Annotated in this window: 16 protein-coding genes; 3 read left to right on the top strand and 13 right to left on the bottom strand. The window is 69.7% G+C overall.

Annotation, left to right across the window (positions count from 1 at the left end):
• Positions 1-12: 12 nt before the first annotated feature.
• From EJC77_RS04875 to exaC, 10 genes are all read right to left on the bottom strand, one after another.
• A complete protein-coding gene (locus tag EJC77_RS04875) occupies positions 13-819 on the bottom strand; it encodes an SDR family oxidoreductase (RefSeq protein WP_125610454.1) in 807 nt (268 codons plus the stop codon).
• 85 nt (positions 820-904) lie between these two features.
• On the bottom strand, positions 905-1891 hold the full coding sequence (locus EJC77_RS04870; RefSeq protein WP_125610453.1) for a 5-oxoprolinase subunit C family protein: 987 nt from the start codon (positions 1889-1891) through the stop codon (positions 905-907).
• The gene (locus tag EJC77_RS04865) at positions 1888-2646 is read right to left on the bottom strand and encodes a 5-oxoprolinase subunit B family protein (protein ID WP_125610452.1); all 759 of its coding nucleotides are present in this window, start codon (positions 2644-2646) and stop codon (positions 1888-1890) included. The genes EJC77_RS04870 and EJC77_RS04865 overlap by 4 nt, the downstream gene beginning before the upstream one ends.
• 29 nt (positions 2647-2675) lie before the next feature.
• Complete coding sequence (locus tag EJC77_RS04860; RefSeq protein WP_125610451.1) at positions 2676-3482, bottom strand: LamB/YcsF family protein; 807 nt, start codon at positions 3480-3482, stop codon at positions 2676-2678.
• 30 nt (positions 3483-3512) lie between these two features.
• On the bottom strand, positions 3513-4838 hold the full coding sequence (locus EJC77_RS04855) for an MFS transporter (protein ID WP_240629779.1): 1326 nt from the start codon (positions 4836-4838) through the stop codon (positions 3513-3515).
• Between the two features lie 242 nt (positions 4839-5080).
• Entirely contained in the window at positions 5081-6157 is a 1077-nt protein-coding gene (locus EJC77_RS04850) for a DNA glycosylase AlkZ-like family protein (protein ID WP_125610449.1), read from the bottom strand.
• 44 nt (positions 6158-6201) lie between these two features.
• Positions 6202-6816: a Maf family protein gene (locus EJC77_RS04845; protein WP_125610448.1), complete on the bottom strand. Its 615-nt coding sequence runs from the start codon at positions 6814-6816 to the stop codon at positions 6202-6204.
• Positions 6817-7019: 203 nt separating this feature from the next.
• Positions 7020-7421 (bottom strand): DUF779 domain-containing protein, encoded by a 402-nt coding sequence (locus EJC77_RS04840; protein WP_125610447.1) that lies wholly within the window; start codon positions 7419-7421, stop codon positions 7020-7022.
• Positions 7422-7457: 36 nt separating this feature from the next.
• Complete coding sequence (gene adhP / locus EJC77_RS04835; protein ID WP_125610509.1) at positions 7458-8468, bottom strand: alcohol dehydrogenase AdhP; 1011 nt, start codon at positions 8466-8468, stop codon at positions 7458-7460.
• 235 nt (positions 8469-8703) lie between these two features.
• Positions 8704-10227 carry an acetaldehyde dehydrogenase ExaC gene (exaC, locus tag EJC77_RS04830; protein ID WP_125610446.1) on the bottom strand — a complete coding sequence of 508 codons (1524 nt, stop codon included), beginning with the start codon at positions 10225-10227 and terminating at the stop codon, positions 8704-8706.
• A gap of 207 nt (positions 10228-10434) precedes the next feature.
• Here exaC and EJC77_RS04825 point away from each other — a divergent pair, with 207 nt between their 5' ends.
• Both EJC77_RS04825 and EJC77_RS04820 read left to right on the top strand, forming a co-directional pair.
• Entirely contained in the window at positions 10435-12525 is a 2091-nt protein-coding gene (locus tag EJC77_RS04825) for an MFS transporter (protein ID WP_240629777.1), read from the top strand.
• Positions 12522-13058: a TetR/AcrR family transcriptional regulator gene (locus tag EJC77_RS04820; RefSeq protein ID WP_125610445.1), complete on the top strand. Its 537-nt coding sequence runs from the start codon at positions 12522-12524 to the stop codon at positions 13056-13058. Before EJC77_RS04825 ends, EJC77_RS04820 begins: the two co-directional genes overlap by 4 nt.
• Positions 13059-13082: 24 nt before the next feature.
• Here EJC77_RS04820 and EJC77_RS04815 read toward each other — a convergent pair whose 3' ends face one another.
• The 3 genes from EJC77_RS04815 to EJC77_RS04805 all read right to left on the bottom strand — a co-directional run bounded on the left by EJC77_RS04815 (position 13083) and on the right by EJC77_RS04805 (position 17560).
• Positions 13083-14330 (bottom strand): sigma-54-dependent transcriptional regulator family protein, encoded by a 1248-nt coding sequence (locus EJC77_RS04815; protein WP_240629799.1) that lies wholly within the window; start codon positions 14328-14330, stop codon positions 13083-13085.
• Between the two features lie 76 nt (positions 14331-14406).
• The gene (locus tag EJC77_RS04810; RefSeq protein ID WP_125610443.1) at positions 14407-16917 is read right to left on the bottom strand and encodes an MMPL family transporter; all 2511 of its coding nucleotides are present in this window, start codon (positions 16915-16917) and stop codon (positions 14407-14409) included.
• A 31-nt stretch (positions 16918-16948) separates the two neighbouring features.
• Positions 16949-17560, bottom strand: coding sequence for a TetR/AcrR family transcriptional regulator (locus tag EJC77_RS04805; RefSeq protein WP_125610442.1), 612 nt, complete (start codon positions 17558-17560; stop codon positions 16949-16951).
• A gap of 202 nt (positions 17561-17762) precedes the next feature.
• Here EJC77_RS04805 and EJC77_RS04800 point away from each other — a divergent pair, with 202 nt between their 5' ends.
• On the top strand, positions 17763-18566 hold the full coding sequence (locus EJC77_RS04800; RefSeq protein ID WP_125610441.1) for an SDR family NAD(P)-dependent oxidoreductase: 804 nt from the start codon (positions 17763-17765) through the stop codon (positions 18564-18566).
• Positions 18567-18778 lie beyond the last annotated feature (212 nt).

Genomic DNA, 18778 nt, shown 5'->3' with positions numbered 1-18778 from the left:
CGGGGGAGGTGTCTAGGAGGCGGAGGGTTTCGGTCCGACGCCGGCCGGCGCGCCGGCCCATCGGCTGATCTCGATGTCCGCGGAGGTGTCCCGCTGTCGGGTCGGGGCGATGACGAGCTCCTGGACGACCGTCCGGGCGGGCATGGAAGCGGCCAGGTGAACGGCCCGCGCCACGTCCTCCGGTTGGACCATGGCGAGCCGTTCGTCCTCCCGCGGCGGCCGGGCCCGGTTGTCCAGGATCGGGGTGGCGGTTTCCCCGGGCAGGATGGTGATGGCGCGCAGGCCGTCACCGCGGAAGGTGTTGTGCAGGTACGTCATGAAATTGCGGGCCGCGGCCTTGGCGGCCCCGTACGCCGCCCCGCCGAGCAGGTTCGGATTGACGGCGGCCAGCGAGGAGACCGTGATGATCGTGCCCTCGCCCCGGGCGATCATGTCCCCCAGCACCGCCTGGCTGAGCAGGAAGACCGCGGTCATGTTCACGTCCATGACCTGGCGCCACTCCGCTTCGCTGATCCAGCGGGCGTTGAGGACCGTCGACGAGCTGCCGGCGTTGTTGACCAGGATGTCGATGCCGCCGACGTCCTGGCGCACGCCGTCGACCAGGGCCGTCACTTGCTCCTGCGAGGTGATGTCGGCGGGCCGGACGACGGCGTGGCCGCCTTGGGCGGTGATGGTCGCCGCCACGTCGTCCAGGATCTTCCGGCGCCGGCCCACCAGCACGACGGTCGCGCCGTCCGCCGCGAGCAGGGCCGCGCTCGCGGCGCCCATGCCCGTGCCTGCGCCCGTCACCAGCGCCACCTTGCCGTCAAGTAGTCCCACGTTGCCATCTCCAGGGTTGAGTTTGATTTCTTATATGAGAATAGTTTCGCACTTTATTGCGCGAAGGACAAGCCCGGCCCGGGCCTCACGGCGAGGTGCCGCACGCGGCGTACGCGGATTTGACCCGCGCCTCGAGGAAGTCCAGGCGTTGCCGGGACTCGCGCAAGCCCCGCACGGCCGCAGCCTCGTCGACCCAGCGGAAGCCGATCGTCCGGCCGGGGCCCGCCTGGCCGAGCAGGTCCTGGCAGGCCGTCGTGACGAACGCGACGATCGGGTACCCCGCCGTGAGGGTGCGGTACCGGCCCAGGATGATCAATTCATCGGAATGCGGGATCTCCAGAGCCCCGACGGGCACGCCATGCGAGACGATCTCGCCGAGGCCCTGCGGGTGCAGCACCGGCCCATCAAGCCGAAGCCCCACCCGATCCGACTGGGGTCCGACGGTGTAGGTGCTGGTCGCGAGCAGTTCGCGGATGCCGGGGACCGCCGCCGTCTCCGGGCCCTCGACCAGGTCCAGGGTCCACGTCCCCTCCGGCAGCGGGAGCCGGGGGACCGGGAAGCGGTACAGGGGCACGCCGAAGTCCGGATGCGTCGCGGGGACGGGCCCGCTGTGGACGCCCAGGGTGTCGCCCCGGGCGATCAGCTGGGGGAAGCGCATCCGCGCATCCGGTGCGGCGCTGCCCAGGAAGCGGGGCGCGGCCAGCTCGCCCCCGATCGCGAGATAGGACCGGAGCCCGCCCGTGGCCGGGCCGAGCCGAACCCGCGAGCCGGCGGGGACGACGACCGGTTCCCACAGGGGTGTCGGCAGCCCGTCCACGGTAAGTGTCGTTTCGGTGCCCGTGACGGCCACCAACACATCGGCGTCGGGTGTGAAGGCGAACGTGCCGCCGAGGATCTCCAGCAACGTGGCGTTCCGGGCGTTGCCGACGAGGATGTTGGCGACGGCGGCCGAGTGCTGGTCCGCGGCGCCGCCGCACGGCACACCGAGCGCCTCCGCGCCGGTGCGTCCCAGGTCCTGGTAGGTGGAGAGCCAGCCGGCCTCGCTCACGTGCAGTGCCACGGTGCGGATCATGGCGCACCCGCGCCTTCGGCGGCGTCGGCCACCGGCGTATCCGCAGTCAGGAAACGGCCCGCCAGCCGGTCGTATTCCGGGGCGTCGATTGGCACGAACCGGACGGTGTCCCCGGGCCGGTACGACGTGGGCGGGGTGCGGGCGATGTCGCAGATGCGCAGCGGCGTCCGGCCGATGACCTTCCAGCCCGTGGGGCCGGGGAACGGCTGGATGATGGCGTTGGCGCCGGCGACCATGATGGAACCGGCGGCCACGTCGGTGCGCGGCAGCGTGCACCGGCTCACGGGGGTGTCGAACGCGGCGCCGTCCATCATCGGGGCCATGGCCGCCGCAAGCAGCGAGATGGACAGCGAGAAGGACGCGAAGCGCTCGACGAGGGTCGCCTGGTCCAGCCCCTGTTCGGCCGCCACCTCGGCCAGGTCGGGGGCGACGGCGTCGTCGAACAACACCGGGATGGTGAAGTGGGTCGGCGCGGTGGCGTCCGGTCCGGCGTCGGGCTGGTGCGCGTCGAGCGTCAGGCGCAACAGCGTCGCCAGGGCCTCCGTGCTCACCTCAAGGGGGTCGAATTCGACCAGGAGTGATTCCAGCCCGGCCACAAGGTCCACCACGCCGTGCGGGCGCCGCGTCTCCACGGCCCGTCGCGCGGCGCCCATGGTCCGCCGGCGCCCGGCCGGATCGGGGTCGGTGGCGGCGATCATCAGGGCGCTGTCCCCGTAGGGGGTCAGCGTCGGCTCGAATGCAGGGGGTGAGGTCATGGCTCGCTTGCGGTCGTGGTGGTGGCGGCTCAGGCGGGGGTCGCGGCGGCGGACTTCTCGGCCAGCACGTCGCGCAGCCCGGTCGCCTTGATGCCGGCCGCGTCCAGTGCCCTGCGCAGGGCCGTGCCGTTCTCCAGCACCTGTGGATGGTCCCCGTGAAGCAGGACGACGTCGCAATCGTGGCCCAGCGGCACCGTGTTGCCGTCCACGCTCGTCACGGTGCCCTCGGTGACGACCTGCACGACGCGCCGGCCGATCTCCGCCGGGTCGTGGAGCAGCCCGCCGGCGTGCGAGCGGGCCACCGGCATGCCGTCGTCGCCGTAGCCGCGGTCGGCCAGAAACACGTACCCGACGGCCAGTCCGCGCTTGCGCGACTCGTCGGCGAGCAGTCCGTTCTGGCAGATGACCACGTAATCCTTGTTGTACGCGGCGATTGCGTCGGTGATGGCACGCGCATGCTTGGCGTCGGTCTGGGCGATCGAGCCCATCCGGCCGTGCGGGGCCACGTGGCTGATGGTTCCGCCGTGCACGCGGGCGAAGGCGTCCAGCGCCCCGATCTGGTACAGCACGTCGGTGCGGATCTCCTCCTCGCTGGCCTCGATCAGGCGCCGGCCGAAACCCACCAGATCCGGGTAGCCGGGGTGGGCGCCGAGCTCGATGCCGCGCGCCACGCACGCGGCGACGGTCGCGTCCATGACGCGGGGGTCGCCGGCATGGAAGCCGCAGGCGATGTTGGAGGCGGTGACCAGGCCCAGCAGGGCGTCGTCGTCGCCGATGGTGTAGTTGCCGAAGCTTTCGCCGAGGTCGGCCACGACGGCCACTTTGTTGATTCCCATGTTGACTCCTGGGGTGGTTGCTGGATGGGGTCAGGCGCTGCGCAGTTCCTGGCCCTTGGTTTCCTTGAGCAGGAAGACCGTGGCCAGGGTGATCAACGCGGTGATGATGGAGGCGTACGCGGGCACCATCGGGTTGCCGGTGGCCTTGATGATCTCGGTCATGACCAAGGGGGCGCTGCCGCCGAAGATGATGGTGGAGATGGAGAAGCCGATGCTGTAGGCGCTGTAGCGCACGGAGGTGGGGAACAGCTCGGTCAGCACGGTATGGACGACGGCGGCGTGCCCCGAGAAGGCGATCGCCAGGACGACGGTGGCCAGGCACGCCGGCCCCATGTTGCCCGTGGTGATGAGTGCGAACATCGGGAACGAGACCGCGGCCATGGCGATCGAGGAGATGGCCAAGACGGGCTTGCGGCCGATCCGGTCGGACAGCCGGGCCATCAGCGGGATCGCGATGATGATGGCGACCAGGGAGCAGGCCGTCACGATCAGCGCCTGCAGCATGGAGAAGTTGTGATCCCGTCCCAGGCTGGTCTTGAGGTACGTAGGCATGTAGGCGAAGAGCAGGTAGTACCCCGGACCGTTGAGGGCGGGCAGGAAGATCGTCAGGACGATTGCGGAGATGTGCCGACGGGACGTGAACACGGCGCGCAGCGGGTTGCTCTCCACCGTGTTGCGTTCCCGGAGGGCGGCGAAATGCGGGGTGTCCTCCAACCGGGTGCGGATGTAGAAACCGATGAGGCCAAGCGGCACGGCCAGCAGGAAGGGCACCCGCCAGGCCCACGCACCCATCGTGGCGTCGCCCAGGACGGTGATGAGCCCCGCCGAGACCGCGCTGCCGAAGAAAAGGGCGGCGAAGGAGCCGACGGCGATGAAGCTCATGGCGAAGTTGCGCGTCTTGTTGTGCGCATACTCGCCCACGAACGCCATGGCGCCTGCCACCTCGCCGCCCGCGGAGAAGCCCTGCAGCACGCGCAACGCGATCAGCAGGACCGGTGCGGCGACGCCGATGACCTGGTGCGACGGGATCAGGCCGATGGCGGCGGTGGCGCCGGAGATCATCAGCAGCAGGAACGCCAGGAGGTTTTTCCGGCCCATCTTGTCCCCGAGGTAGCCGCAGATGACGCTGCCGAACGGGCGGGCGAGGAAGCTGACCAGGAAACCGACGTTCGTCAGGAACAGCGAGCCCAGGTCCTTGGAGCCCATCATGTTCACGGCGATGTAGGTGGTCAGCAGGCCGTAGATGCCGTAGTCGTACCACTCCACGAACGAGCCCATGGCACCGGCCACGGTGGCCCGGCGGACCACCTTGCCGTCGGCCGTGACCACCTTGATCGCTGCGGTGTTCAGTTCCACTGATGCCGCTTCCCTTGAAGCCATTGGGTACCTCTTGATTCTAGGCCGGGCACCCGAGCCCAGGGGCTCGGGGGTTGCCGCGGACTGCGGTTGGACTGGTTCCAGGGGTACTCCCTGGGGATCGGGTGCTGTCGGAAGGGCGATCCGAGAATGAGATCGCACTCACATATGAGAATAGTTTCTTGTTTTAAGTCGCCCACGTCAAGCCCCTGCTCGGATCACGTATTTCCGGGGGCCGGCGATCACGCCAGTCCGGTGAACTCCTGGCCGCGGTGGGCGGCCAGTCGCGCCGCCTCGGCTTCCAGCTCGCGCCGCGGCACCCTTCCCCACGTTTCGACCGCCAAGGCGAGCTTCTTCCCGGACGAGCGGGGGCGCCACGTCCCCACCAGCCTGTGACCGTGCAGCACACCGCCTGGCCGCCCCAGGACGGGCCACATGCCCCGTCGCCGGGACTCGTCGCCGAGGATGAGCTCGCGGTCGCGCGCCTGCAGAAAGAGGTCGTGCGAGCCGAGCAGCCGCACGGCGTCGCCCGTCGGCGGGTCCTCGAGCAGGGGGACATCGGCCAGGAGGACGTCGCGCCGTTCGCCGTCGACCTCGACCCCCTCGACGTCGTCGGGCCAGTGCCGTTTGACGGCAGCAATGGAGGCGTCGAGGTACCCCGCGACGAGCTTCGGGGTGAGCGGGCCGAACAGGTGCAGGCACGCCCGCACGGGGTCGAGCGCGGCGGGCACCCGGGCCGCGGGACCGGACCAGCCGGGGATCCGCCGCAGCACTGGGGGAGAGGTGCCGGGTTCGAGTTCCAGCCCGGCGGGGAGGGCCGCAAGCCGGAAGGTCTGCTCGTAGCTGTGGATCGCGTTGCACGGCCGGCAGTATCTCAGGTAGGGGTCAGGGAGGTCCGCCGTGAGTCGGCTGGATGCCTCGCCCTTCACGACCGGTGTACTCGCGATCTCGCGCAGATGGCCACCGACGACGGCGAGCGCGTCGCGCACGGGGATTCCGGCGGCCTGCAACGGCTTCGACGCGTCGAACACCCGCTTGGCGGCGTCCGCCTCGTCGTAGGGTGCCGTGGCGGCCGTGATCTGCGCCGCCTGCACCCGGCGATACGCGGCGGGTGCGCCGCGCAGCGTCCAGGCGATGAAATGTTCGCGCGAATCGAACCGGACGCCGCGCAGGGCGAGCGCCCAAGCGCTGCCCGTGTTGCCGGTGTCCTGCACGCCCAGGTCGAGGAGGGCGGTGTCGGCGTGCTCGGCGGCGGGATCCCGGTCCAATTGTTGGGCATGGACTCGATAACGCAGCACCTGGTCGCCGGTCGCCTTCATGCCCCCAGTCTGCGTGGTCGCCTCCGCGGTGTCCACGGGACGGCCTATACCCAGAGGTCAGTGATCGGCACCTCCCGGGCTGCCAGCAGGCGCCGCAGCGTCGAAACGGACAGGCCGATGACGGTGTGCGGGTCGCCGGCGACGGAGGTGATGAACGCCCCGGCCCGGCCGTCGATCGTGAACGCCCCGGCCACCTGCAGCGGTTCCCCGCTGGCCACGTAGGCGTCGATCTCGGCGTCGGACACATCGGCGAAGGTTACCTCGGCGCTGGTCACCTCCCCGGCACCGGCGGCAGCGCCCCGGCCGTCGACGAGCCAGTGCCCGGTGTGCAGCAGCCCGGTGCGGCCGCGCATGAGTCGCCATCGCTCCCGGGCCACGTCCGGCTCCCACGGCTTGCCGTACGCGACGCCGTCGAACTCGAACACCGAATCGCAGCCGAGCACCAGCGCGCCGGCGGCAGACGGGGTCGCCGCGACCGCCTCGGCTTTGGCCTGGGCGAGCAGCATCGCCATCCGGGCCGGGGAGGGAGCGCCCGCCGCCGCGGTCACCGCGTCCTCGTCCACATCGGAGACGATGACGCGGTGGCCAATGCCGGCGTCGGTGAGCAACTTGGTGCGGGCGGGGGAGGCGGAGGCCAGGATGAAGGTCGGTGCAGTCATGGCATCCAGCCTATGACGGGGGTCTCGCTCCCCGCCCTCGCAAGCTCGGTCGGGGCCCCTCGTGGCCGTGGGCCCAGGCTCGACCGCCGGTGATTGAGCCTGTCGAAATCAAAGGGTCTCGACGGGCCACCGGTGATTGAGCCTGTCGAAATCAAAGGGTCTCGACGGGCTCGACCGCCGACGGGCTCGACCACCGGAGGGGACTATTCGGTACCGAACCCGTCCACGAGGCGGGGCCGGATCAGGAACCGCTTGCCCTCGGGCGCCTCGACGGAGAATCCGCTGCCGCGACCGGGCACCACATCCACGGTCAGGTGGGTGTGGGACCAGTAGGCGAACTGCTCGCGCGACATCCAGAATTCCAGCGGCCCGCAGCCGGGCAGGTCGAACAACCCGAGCAGGACGTCCGCCTCCGCCGTGACGAATTCGCCCGCCGGGTAGCACATGGGCGAGGATCCGTCACAGCAGCCGCCCGACTGGTGGAACATCAGCGGACCGTGGATGCCCCACAGTTTCTGCAGTAGTTCGATGGCGGAGCCGGTGAGGGCCACGCGGGAGAAATCCTCCCCGGCGACCGTCACGGCCGCGGCCAGGACGTCAGGCATGTCAGGGCTCGATTCACCGTGGTGCGCGAACGGATTCTAGTATTCGATGACGACGCGGCCGTCGATCGCCCCTTGCTTCATCTCCTCGAAGACGGTGTTGATCTCGCCCAGGCTCCGGGTGGAGACCGTGGGGTGGATCAGGCCGCGGGCGTAGAAGTCCAGCGCTTCCTCCATATCCTGCCGGGTGCCGACAATCGAGCCGCGGACGGTGAGGCCCTTGAGCACGATCTCGAAAATCGGCGCCGGGAAATTGCCCGGCGGCAGGCCGTTGAACACGATCGTCCCACCCCGGCGGGTCATGCCGATGGCCTGGCCGAACGCCGCCGGGTGGACGGCCGTGACCAGGACACCGTGGACCCCGCCGGTCTGGCGCTGGATGGCCGCCACCGGATCTTCGATCAGCGCATTAACAGTGACTTCGGCCCCGTGCTTGCGGGCCAGGGCCAGTTTGTCGTCGGCCACGTCGACCGCGGCAACACGCAGGCCCATGGCGACGGCGTACTGGACGGCGATATGGCCCAGCCCGCCAATGCCGGAGATGACCACCCACTGACCGGGGCTGGCCTCCGTCATCTTCAGGCCCTTGTACACCGTGACGCCGGCGCACAGGACGGGAGCCACCTCGATGGGGTCCGCGCCCTCGGGGATGCGCGGGGCGAATTCCGCGTCCACCAGCATGTACTGGCCAAAGGACCCGTCCACGCTGTAGCCGCCATTCTGCTGGGATTCGCAGAGCGTCTCCCAGCCGGTGCGGCAGTATTCGCAGTCGCCGCAGGCGGTCCACAGCCAGGCATTGCCCACGCGGTTGCCCACGGCGAGCGACGTGACGCCGTCGCCCACGGCAACCACCTCACCGACACCCTCGTGGCCGGGCACGAACGGCGGGCTGGGCTTGACCGGCCAGTCGCCTTCGGCGGCGTGCAGGTCCGTGTGGCAGACGCCACTGGCAATGAGTTTGACCAGCGCCTGGCCGGGGCCGGGCGTCGGAACCGGGTAGTCCTCAATGCTGAGGCCCGCGCCGAATTCCTTTACTACTGCTGCTTGCATCGTTGTCATGAAATTCTCCTCTTTGAGAATGGTGCTTGGTTTGGGTGGTGCCTGCTTCAATGGGCACGCCGGGCACGGAAGGCCGGTGCCCGGCGGTGATTGAGCCTGTCGAAATCAACTGGGTCTCGGCAGGCTCGACCACCGATGGCTGGGTCTCGCTCCCCAGCGGCTCCCACTGCTCGCAAGCTCGCAGCGGGACCCTCGCCGCCGTGGGCCCAGGCTCGACCAACGCGGTTTAGAAGAAGCCGAGCTTGTTCTCGTCGTAGCTGACCAGCAGGTTCTTGGTCTGCTGGTAGTGGTCGAGCATCATGGCGTGGTTTTCACGACCGATGCCGGAGGACTTGTAGCCGCCGAATGCGGCACCGGCCGGGTAGGCGTGGTAGTTATTCACCCAGACGCGGCCGGCCTGGATCTCGCGCCCGGCCCGGTAGGCCACGTTGCCGTTGCGGGACCACACGCCGGCGCCGAGCCCGTAGAGGGTGTCGTTGGCGATGTGCAGGGCGTCGGCGTAGTCGTTGAACTTCGTCACGGCCAGCACCGGGCCGAAGATCTCCTCCTGGAAGATCCGCATCTCGTTGGTGCCCTCGAAGATGGTCGGCTTGACGTAGTAGCCGCCAGCCAGGTCGCCCGGCAGGATGTTGCGCTCGCCGCCGGCCAACAGCCTGGCCCCTTCCTGCTTGCCGATGTCCATGTAGGAGAGGATCTTCTCCAGCTGGTCGTTGGAGGCCTGCGCGCCGATCTGGGTGTCGGTGTCCAGCGGGTTGCCCTGGATGATGGCCTCGGTGCGGGCCACGGCGTCGGCCATGAAGGAGTCGTAGATGGACCCCTGCACGAGTGCCCGCGACGGGCAGGTGCACACCTCGCCTTGGTTGAAGGCGTAGAGCGTGAAGCCCTCCAGCGCCTTGTCGTAGAACGCGTCATTTTGATCGGCCACGTCTGCGAAGAAGATGTTCGGGCTCTTCCCGCCGAGCTCCAGGGTGACCGGGATCAGGTTCTGGGAGGCGTACTGGCTGATCAGGCGACCCGTGGTGGTCTCGCCGGTGAACGCGATCTTGCGGATGCGCGGGGAGGAGGCGAGCGGCTTGCCGGCCTCCACGCCGAAGCCGTTGACGACGTTGACCACGCCGGCCGGCAGGATGTCCGCGATGAGTTCCATCAGCACCAGGATCGACGCGGGCGTCTGCTCGGCGGGTTTAAGCACGACGGCGTTGCCGGCTGCCAGCGCGGGCGCCAGTTTCCACACGGCCATCAGGATCGGGAAGTTCCACGGGATGATCTGCCCGACCACACCGAGCGGCTCGTGGTAGTGATAGGCGGTGGTGTCGTCGTCCAGCTGGGTGAGCCGGCCTTCCTGGGCGCGGACCACGGAGGCGAAGTAGCGGAAGTGGTCCGCCGCGAGCGGGATGTCCGCGGCGAGCGTCTCGCGCACGGCCTTGCCGTTGTCCCAGGTCTCCGCGACGGCCAGCAGCTCGCGGAACTCGTCGATGCGGTCGGCGATCCGGTTCAGGACGGCGGCGCGCTCCGCGGCCGGCGTCTTGCCCCAGCTGGGCGCAACCTTGTGCGCGGCGTCCAGGGCCAGTTCGATGTCCTCGGCCGTGCCGCGGGCCACCTCGCAGAACGCCTTGCCGGTGACGGGGGAGATGTTCTCAAAATACTGGCCCTTGATGGGTGCAACCCATTCGCCGCCGATCCAGTTCTCGTAGCGGTCCTTGAACGTGACCACCGAACCGGGGGTACCGGGCTGTGCGTAAACAGTCATTGCCAAAACTCCTTTGCACGGGAAGGACCTCGATGTCCTTGCCGCCAGAGCCTACGCGGGGCAACGTTGCACCCAGGTTGCATGATGGACGCCGCACAGGCGTCTCAGCCTGCGGCGACCCGGCCCGGCCAAATTGACCCGACCCGGTGAACGGTGGTTCACTTGTTTGGTGAACGCCCGTTCACCAGTTCTCGACGAAGGAAGCCCGTGCCGTCACATCTGGCCACCCCCACCGCGCCGCGCCGTGCCACACGGCAGGCCGGGAACGCCGCCAACCCGCAACGGACCACCCTCGTGGTCACCATCTTGTGCCTGGCGGGGACCGTGGTGGCTCTGCAGCAGACCATGGTGGTGCCGCTGCTGCCCGACTTTCCCAAGATCCTGAACACGTCGGCGGACAACGCGTCGTGGCTGGTGACGGTCACGCTGCTGACAAGCGCGGTGGCCACGCCCATCGTCTCCCGGCTGGCGGACATGTTCGGCAAGCGGCGGATGATGGTTGTGGCCATGGTGACGATGGTCATCGGCTCGGTGATCGCGGCCGTCGGCGGAACCCTGTTCACGCTGTTGGTGGGACGCGCGTTCCAGGGCTTGGCCGCGTCCCTGATCCCCGTCGGCATCAGCATCATGCGCGACGAACTCCCGCGGGAGAAGGTGGCCTCGGCGGTGGCGTTGATGAGCGCCACCCTCGGCATCGGCAGCGCGTTGGGCCTGCCCCTGGCGGGCCTGATCTACGAGTCCCTGGGCTGGCAGGCCATCTTCTGGATTTCCGCGGGCATCGGCGTGCTGCTGATCATTGCCGTCCTGGCGATTGTCCCGGAGTCGTCCGTGCGCACCAAAGGCACGTTCGACGTCGTCGGCGCGCTCCTGCTGACGGCCGCACTGACATCGCTGTTGCTGGCCATTTCCAAGGGCGGGGACTGGGGCTGGAGCAGTGAACCGGTCATTCTGCTCTTCATTGGCACGGTGGTCTTCCTGGGCGTCTGGTTCCCATACGAATTGCGGGTCAGCCAGCCCATGGTGGACCTGCGCACCTCCGCCCGCCGGCCGGTGCTGTTGACCAACATCGCCTCCATCCTGGTCGGCTTCTCCATGTACGCCAACATGCTCAGCACCACCCAACAGCTCCAGTTGCCCAAGATCGGCGGCTATGGTTTCGAGCTCAGCGTGGTGGTGGCCGGCCTGTGCATGGTTCCGTCCGGTCTGGCCATGGTGGCCCTGGCACCCGTCTCGGCCATGATCACCAAGCGGTACGGCGCCAAGATCACGTTGATTGTGGGATCCCTGGTCCTGGCCGTGGCGTATGTGGCCCGCGTCTTCCTCACCGGTGAAATCTGGATGGTGATTCTGGGCGCCACGGTGGTTTCCATGGGTACGGCAATCGCCTACGCCGCGATGCCCACACTGATCATGCGGTCGGTCCCGATCACCGAAACCGCCTCGGCCAACGGGTTGAACTCGCTGCTGCGGGCGGTGGGCACCTCCACCATGTCGGCCGTGGTGGCGGCGGTCCTGACCTCGACCGTGGTCCATGTGGGTCCGGTGGCGTTGCCCACCGTGGACGCCTTCAAGGAGGTGTTCTGGTACGCGGCCATCGCGGCCCTGCTGTCCATCGGCGTGTCCGTGTTCATCCCACGGTTGCAGGCGGCCACCAAGGTTGCGGGATCCGTGGCCGGCGTGCCCTCGCCGGAACGTGCGATGGCGACCGCCGCCGCCCCGATTCGTGTCACCGAGGAGGTGCGCACCCCCACCGACGACGAGATCGTGGTCAGCGGAACCGTGGTGCGCGAAGACCTCCGGCCCATCCGGCACGCGGTGGTCAATGCCCTGCACATCAACGGCGAACCGGCGGACTGGAGCCGGGCGGACAACGACGGGCACTACTCGCTCGTTTTGCCCGCTCCGGGACGGTATCTGGTGATTTCCAGCGCCGACGGCTGGCAACCCACCTCCCAGGTGCTGGAATTCGCCGATTCCTCCAGCGCCCAGCAGATCCGGCTCGCCCAGCGGCTCACGCTGTCAGGAAGCGTCCAGGGCTCCGGCCGGGCCCTGCCCGGCGCCCTGGTGACGCTCACCCGGCCGACCGGCGAGTTCGTGGTCTCCGCGTCCACGGCCGCCACCGGACACTACGAGGTGCCGCTGCCCCCGGCCGGCCGCTACATCCTCACCTGCCTGGAACCGGGGGGTGCGGCGTCCCAGTCCCGGCAGATGGTGATCACTGGACACTCGACCGTGATGGATTTCAGTTTCGAAGGTTCCGGCGCGCAGACCGGCGGGTCCCGGGTGGCCGTCCCGTGAACGAGCCCAGCACCCGCGACGCCATCATCGAGGCGGGCCGGCACCTGTTCGGCGAACGCGGCTACAGCGCCGTCACCATCAAGGACGTCGCCACCCGGGCCGGCTATTCCCCGGCCATGGTGATGAAGGTCATGGGCAGCAAGGCCAAACTCTATGCGGCAGCGGCACCCGACCTGCCGACGTCGGAATTCCCTCACGGCATGGACGAACCGATCGGGTTCACCTTGATCCGCCGGATCCTGGCCCGGCGCCAGGCGGACGAATCCGAGCCCTGGGCCATGGTGCCCCTGCTGGTCCAGGATTCACCGGAGCCGGCCGCGGCCCGGAGGGATCTGCGGCAACGATACGTGTCCTGGATCGCCGGGCAGATCCACGACACCAGCCCGGACCGGCAAAAGTCGCAACTCGTGGTGTGCGCCGTCATGGGCCTGGCGGCAGGGGTGCGCACGCTGGGCCTGCTGGGCCCGGAGGAGATTGCCGAGGAGCAGCTGGTCCAGCAATACGGCGCCCTGGTCCAAGGCATCATCGACTGACCGATCGACTGGTCGGAGCCGGCTTCAGGCCCCGAGTGCCTCCAGATGCGCGACGACGGCGGCCCGCCGCGGTGAGCGCGGCGGCAGGACGCGCAGGGCACTGCGCCAGGCCTCGTCGTCGTCCGCGGCCTCCGGCAACTGCAGGTAGGCCAGCAGCGCGTCCGGCCCCGCGTCGGTCAGGAGCGCCTCGCGCAGCAGCGCCCCGACGCGGTTGCGCAGCACGATGACCTCGGGCGCCTCCGACCGCGGCAGGACCTCGCCCCGGTAGATGTTCAGCGCCTGCCTGTGCGCGCCGCGGTCCAGGTGGGAGAGCACCTGTGCGGCGTCGACCAGCAGCGGGCGGGGGAGTCGGTACGGTCTGGACTCCGGCACCAGGGTTGGCGCGTGCTTCTGCAGCAGCCGGCGCAGCCGCACCATTTCGGCGCGGATGCTGGTCAGCGACGTGCCGTCCGGGTACACCATGCCGGTGAGCGACTCGGCGCTGAGCCCGCCGGGGTGCAACGCCAGCATGGCCATGATCTCGGTGTGCCGCTCGCTGAGCTCCAGCGACCGGCCGGCCGCGTGCAGCAGCCCGACCTCGCGGCCGAGCACCTGCAGGCTGTCCCGGTACAGCGGCTTCGGCGCGGTTACCGGGCCGGGCGGCCGTGCCGTGCGCCGGCGGCCGGTCGCGGCCGCCCGCCGCTCGAGCCGCTCGATGCGCAGCTGCGCCTCGGCGGCCGCCACCGTGGCCTGCACCAGCAGCATCGTGTTGTCGCCGACCGCCTCCGGGCCGCCGGTGATGTCCACAATGCCCAGGATGCCGCCGGAATCCGGGTCGTGCACGGGTACGGCAGTGCAGCTCCACGAGTGCACGGCCGGGTTGAAGTGCTCGGTTCCGGCGACCTGGACGCTGCCCCCGAGCACCAGGGCGGTGCCCGGGGCGCTCGTGCCGACCACCGATTCGGACCAGTCGGTGCCCTCGATGAAGTTGATGCTCTCGCCGTGCCGGCGCGCGGACGCGTCGCCCTCCACCCAGAGCAGCCGGCCGTGTTCGTCGCCGACGGCCACGAGCAGCCCCGTGTCGAGGCTGGGCACGACGAGCAGGCGTTCGACCACGGGCAGGATGGGCGCCAGCGGGTGCGCCCGGCGCACGTCGTGCAGGTCCCGGTGGTCCCAGATGAAGGGCGGCACGACGGCGTCCGGCGCGGGCAGCGACCGCAGCGACCGCTGCCAGGAATCCCGGATCAGCGGCCGCGGCAGGTCTGTGCCGTGCCGGTGCAAGGACGTGTGCATGGTGGACACGGGCAGCTCCGGAAGGCCGAGGTGTGCGGTGGCTCACAGTATAGCCGCCGGGCTGCCCGGGCCCGCGTCAGCGCGTGGGGACCGCCTCGGCCTCGGGTTCAGGTTCGCCGGCCGGCGCCGTCAGCCTGGCGCCCTCGACGTCCACATCCGGCAGGATGCGCTCCAGCCACTTCGGCAGCCACCAGGCCGAGGCGCCGAGCAGGTGCATGGCGGCCGGCACGATCGTCATGCGCACCACGAACGCGTCGATGAGCACGCCGAACGCCAGCGCGAAACCGAGCGGACGGACCATGGTCAGGTGGGAGAAGATGAAGCCGGAGAAAACGCTCGTCATGATGATGGCGGCCGCCGTCACCACCGGCGCGGCATGGCGGAACCCGGTCCGCACGGCCGTCCGCGCGTCCTGTCCGTGCACATGCGCCTCCCGCATGCCCGAGGCGATGAACACCTGGTAGTCCATGGCCAGCCCGAACAGCACCCCGATCAGGATGATGGGCAGGAAGCTGAGCACGGCGGCCGGGTTCTCCACGCCGAACACGCCACCCAGCCAACCCCACTGGTACACGGCCACGACCGCGCCGAACGAGGCCGCCAGCGAGAGCAGGAACCCGGCCGTCGCCAGCACCGGCACCAGGATGGAGCGGAACACGAGGACCAGCAGCAGCAGGGAAAGCCCGACGACGATGGCCAGGTAGGGCGGCAGCGCCGCTCCCAGCTTGGCGGAGACGTCGACGTTGGCCGCCGTTTGGCCGGTCAGGCCGATCTGCACACCCGTGGCGTTCTTGATGCCGGCCGCCCGGGCCCGCAGGTCGTTGACGACCTGGACGGTGCTGGCGCTGGCCGGGCCCTCGGCCGGGATGACCTGGTACACGGCCGTGCGGTGATCCGCACTGACCGCCACGGGCACGGCCGCCACGACGTTCGGGATCGCACGCAGCGAGTCGGCCACGTCGAGGTTCGTGGTCGTTGCCTGCGCGGCCGTGAGCCCGGCCGGCAGGGAGCCGACCACGATGACCGGCCCGTTCATGCCCGCGCCGAAGTTCTTGCCGGTGAGCGAATACGCCTTGAACGCGCTCGAGGCCACCGGCTCGGACCCGCCGTCGGGCAGCGCCAGGCGCAGGCCGCCGGCCGGGATCGCGATGGCGGCCAGTGCCGCGACCGCCACCACCAGTGTCAGCACCGGGCGCCTGGTGACGAAGCGCCCCCAGCCGCGGCCCGAGCCGCCGGCGGCGGTGAGATGCCCCGCGGAGGCGGGCTCGCCGTCGTCGTTCCTGTCCTGGCGCTGCGCGGTGGCCAACCATTTGCGCCTGGAGATGATGCGCGGGCCGATCAGCGAGAGCAGGGCCGGGGTCAGGGTCAGGGCGATGACGACGGCGACGGCGACCGTGGCGGCCGCGGCCAGTCCCAGTACGGCCAGGAACGGCAGGCCGGTCACGGCCAGTGCGGCCAGTGCGATGACCACCGTCAGGCCGGCGAACAGGACGGCGTTGCCGGATGTGCCGGTGGCGAGCGCGATCGACTCCTTGACGTCCTTGCCGGCGAGCAGCTGCTGGCGGTGCCGGTTGATGATGAACAGCGAGTAGTCGATGCCGACGGCCAGGCCCAGCATGAGCGCCAGCATGGGGGAGATGGAGGACATGTCGATGACGCCGGTCAGCGCGAACGTGCCGCCGACGCCCACGCCCACGCCGATCAGCGCCATGAGCAGCGGGAGGCCGACGGCCACGAGCGTGCCGAGCATGATCAGCAGCACGACGGCGGCGACCACCACCCCGGCGACCTCGGCGAAGCCGAACAGGGCCGAGACGTCCTCGGTGATGTCCTTGCTGTAGTTCACCGTGACGCCGGCGTCCGTGGCCTTGTTGATGACGTCCTGCACGTGCTGGCGCTCGGCGGGGGTGACGGCGTTGACCGCGACGGTGAACTGGAGCTGTGCGATCGCGGCCTGTCCGTTCTGCGACACGAACCGGACGCCGGAGGATGCCCGCGCGGTGCGTTCCCCGGTGGCCAGCGCGGCCCGGCCCTTCAGCAGCTCGGCCTTCTTGGCGTCGAGCTGGGCCTGCCCGGCGCCCAGTTGCGCCTGCCCGGCCTGGGCCTGGGGGGAGCCCGCCGGCAGGGTCGCGAGCTGCGCCTTCTGGGCATCGAGCTGTGCCTGGCCGGCGGTGATCGCCTGCTCGCCCTGGGCCAGCTGGGTCTTCTTGCCCGCCACGGTGGCCAGGCCTTTGTCGATGCCGGCCTGCGTGATGAACGGGTCGATCACGCCGCGCACGCTTGGCACGGACCTGACGTTGTCCAGGGCGGTCGTGACGGCCTTCTCCTGGGCCGGCGTGAACGGTTTGCCGTCCTTCGTGGTGAACACGACCGTGCCCGTGCCGCCGGAGGCGTCCGGCAGGTCGGCCTTCAGCTTGTCGGCCATCTGCTGGGTCTCGGTGCCGGGGATCTGGAAGTTGTTGGACATCTGGCCGTGGAACAGGGCGGCCGAACCGCCAACGATGCCCAGGATGAGCGCCCAGATGGTGATGATGAGCCAGGGCTTGTGGGCGGAGAAGCGGCCGAGCCGGTGGAGCAACAGTGCCATGGGGATCCGTTCGTGTGGTGCCGGGAGGGGTCTAGTCCGCGAAGCCGCGCTGGAGCAGGGAAACGGCCTCGCCGAGGAGCCCGCGCAGGCGGGCCAGGGAGGCCGGGGAGGTGTCGCTTCCATGTTCGGCGAACCACACCAGGACGGCGGACCGGCAGCCGCCGATCACCGCGCCGACGAGCACGTTCAGGTAGAGTTCGCCGGTGCCGGCCGGCAGTCGTGTGCGGGCCAGCGCCGTGATCTTCTGGCTGCACTCCTCCCACGCCTGGAGCTGGAACCGGCCCAGCTGGGGGTCGTGGGTCAGCGTGAACGTCTCGGCCAGCACCGCCAGGTCGCGGGGGTTGTCCACCTCGCTCAGCGCCGCCCGGGCGGAGACCAGGATCGGTTCGTCGGCGGGCCGGGCCTCGAACGCGACGATGACCGAGTCGAGGTATCGCTGCGTGAAGCTGGCGACGGCCGCCTCGACGGAGCTGAAGTAGTTGAAGAACGTGCGCCGCGAGACGCCCGCGGCGTTGGCGACGTCGTCGACGGTGAAATCCTTCAGGTCCCGGGTGCGCAGGAAGTCCAGCGCCGCTTGGGCGATCGCGTCCCGTGTGGCCGTCTTGTTCAGTTCACGGCGGGACGGGGTGGAGACTGTCGACATGCCTCTACACTAAGTGCAACTTTGCACTCAAGGCAACTATTGGATCGCGTTGTGCGCTTGTTAAGGGTTGACGCGAGTGTCTCGGGGCCGAATGATTTCTTGGGGAGCGTGATTTCGACGGGCTCAATCACCGGTTGCGGTGGTCGAGCTTGTCGAGACCCAGCGTGATTTCGACGGGCTCAATCACCGGAAGGAAGTGCCCATGAACGGTGCGGGTCAACTGGAGGGCAAGATTGCGGTGGTGGTCGGCGCCAGCCGGGGGATCGGGGCCGCCATCGCCCAGACGTTCGCGCAGGAGGGCGCCCGCGTGGTGCTCGCCGCCCGGGACCGGCCGGCGCTGGAGAAGAACGTTGCCACCATCAACGCTGCCGGAGGTGACGCCACGGCCGTGACCGCCGATGTCACCGGTGAGGACTCCATGCGGGCCTTGCTGGCCGGCATCCGGGACACGTTCGGCAGGTTGGACATCGCCGTCAACAACGCCGCCGGCGGCGGGCGGCCGCCCACCCCGCTGGCCCAATGGGATAGCGCCGACTTCGACAGCTCCCTGGCCGTGACGCTGCGCGGTGTGTTCCTGTCGCTGAAGTACGAGATCGAACTCATGCTGGACAACCCGGCCGGCGGCGCCATCGTCAACCTGTCCTCCACGGCCGGCGAGCAGGGCGTCTCGGGGCTGGCCGGCTACGTGTCCGCCAAATATGGCGTCGGGGGACTCACCCGCGTGGCCGCCCTCGACTACGCCGACGCCGGGATCCGGGTCAACGCCATCGCGCCCGGGCCCATCCTGACCGACGCCCTGGCCGCGGCCGGTCCGGCGGCGCAGGCCGGGGCTGCGGCGGCCGTGCCATTGGGCCGACTGGGCCAGGTCGACGACGTGGCCCGGGCCGCGCTGTGGCTGGTGTCGGACGCGTCGTCGTTCGTCACCGGCACCGTGCTGCCGGTCGACGGCGGCCGGCTGGCCGGGGTGGCCTCCTTCGTGCGGAAGCCATCCACTAAGAAGGCCTGAACGGCGGGGTTTCGACGGGCTCAACCACCGGGGGTTTCGACGGGCTCAACCACCGACGGTTTCGACGGGCTCAACCACCGCCGCACGGGTTCAGCCGGCGCGGCGCGGGTGGTATTCGACCANGTCCCAAGCCCTGGCCGAGCCTGCTCGGCTGGGGCCTGAACCTGTTGGCCGGCGCCGCACTGGCCTACCGGCACCGCGTGGACCCCGAC

This window comes from Specibacter cremeus, from assembly GCF_003946885.1.
Classification (GTDB): Bacteria; Actinomycetota; Actinomycetes; order Actinomycetales; family Micrococcaceae; genus Specibacter; species Specibacter cremeus.
This window is presented reverse-complemented; position numbering and strand designations above follow the sequence as displayed.

What these genes read in the sequence shown, in the direction of transcription:
- EJC77_RS04870 (WP_125610453.1), bottom strand. Translation starts at nt 1,891, where the DNA reads ATGATCCGCACCGTGGCACTGCACGTGAGCGAGGCCGGCTGGCTCTCC.
- EJC77_RS04865 (WP_125610452.1), bottom strand. Translation starts at nt 2,646, where the DNA reads ATGACCTCACCCCCTGCATTCGAGCCGACGCTGACCCCCTACGGGGAC.
- EJC77_RS04860 (WP_125610451.1), bottom strand. Translation starts at nt 3,482, where the DNA reads ATGGGAATCAACAAAGTGGCCGTCGTGGCCGACCTCGGCGAAAGCTTC.
- EJC77_RS04850 (WP_125610449.1), bottom strand. Translation starts at nt 6,157, where the DNA reads ATGAAGGCGACCGGCGACCAGGTGCTGCGTTATCGAGTCCATGCCCAA.
- EJC77_RS04845 (WP_125610448.1), bottom strand. Translation starts at nt 6,816, where the DNA reads ATGACTGCACCGACCTTCATCCTGGCCTCCGCCTCCCCCGCCCGCACC.
- EJC77_RS04840 (WP_125610447.1), bottom strand. Translation starts at nt 7,421, where the DNA reads ATGCCTGACGTCCTGGCCGCGGCCGTGACGGTCGCCGGGGAGGATTTC.
- adhP (WP_125610509.1), bottom strand. Translation starts at nt 8,468, where the DNA reads ATGCAAGCAGCAGTAGTAAAGGAATTCGGCGCGGGCCTCAGCATTGAG.
- exaC (WP_125610446.1), bottom strand. Translation starts at nt 10,227, where the DNA reads ATGACTGTTTACGCACAGCCCGGTACCCCCGGTTCGGTGGTCACGTTC.
- EJC77_RS04815 (WP_240629799.1), bottom strand. Translation starts at nt 14,330, where the DNA reads ATGCACACGTCCTTGCACCGGCACGGCACAGACCTGCCGCGGCCGCTG.
- EJC77_RS04810 (WP_125610443.1), bottom strand. Translation starts at nt 16,917, where the DNA reads ATGGCACTGTTGCTCCACCGGCTCGGCCGCTTCTCCGCCCACAAGCCC.
- EJC77_RS04805 (WP_125610442.1), bottom strand. Translation starts at nt 17,560, where the DNA reads ATGTCGACAGTCTCCACCCCGTCCCGCCGTGAACTGAACAAGACGGCC.
- EJC77_RS04800 (WP_125610441.1), top strand. Translation starts at nt 17,763, where the DNA reads ATGAACGGTGCGGGTCAACTGGAGGGCAAGATTGCGGTGGTGGTCGGC.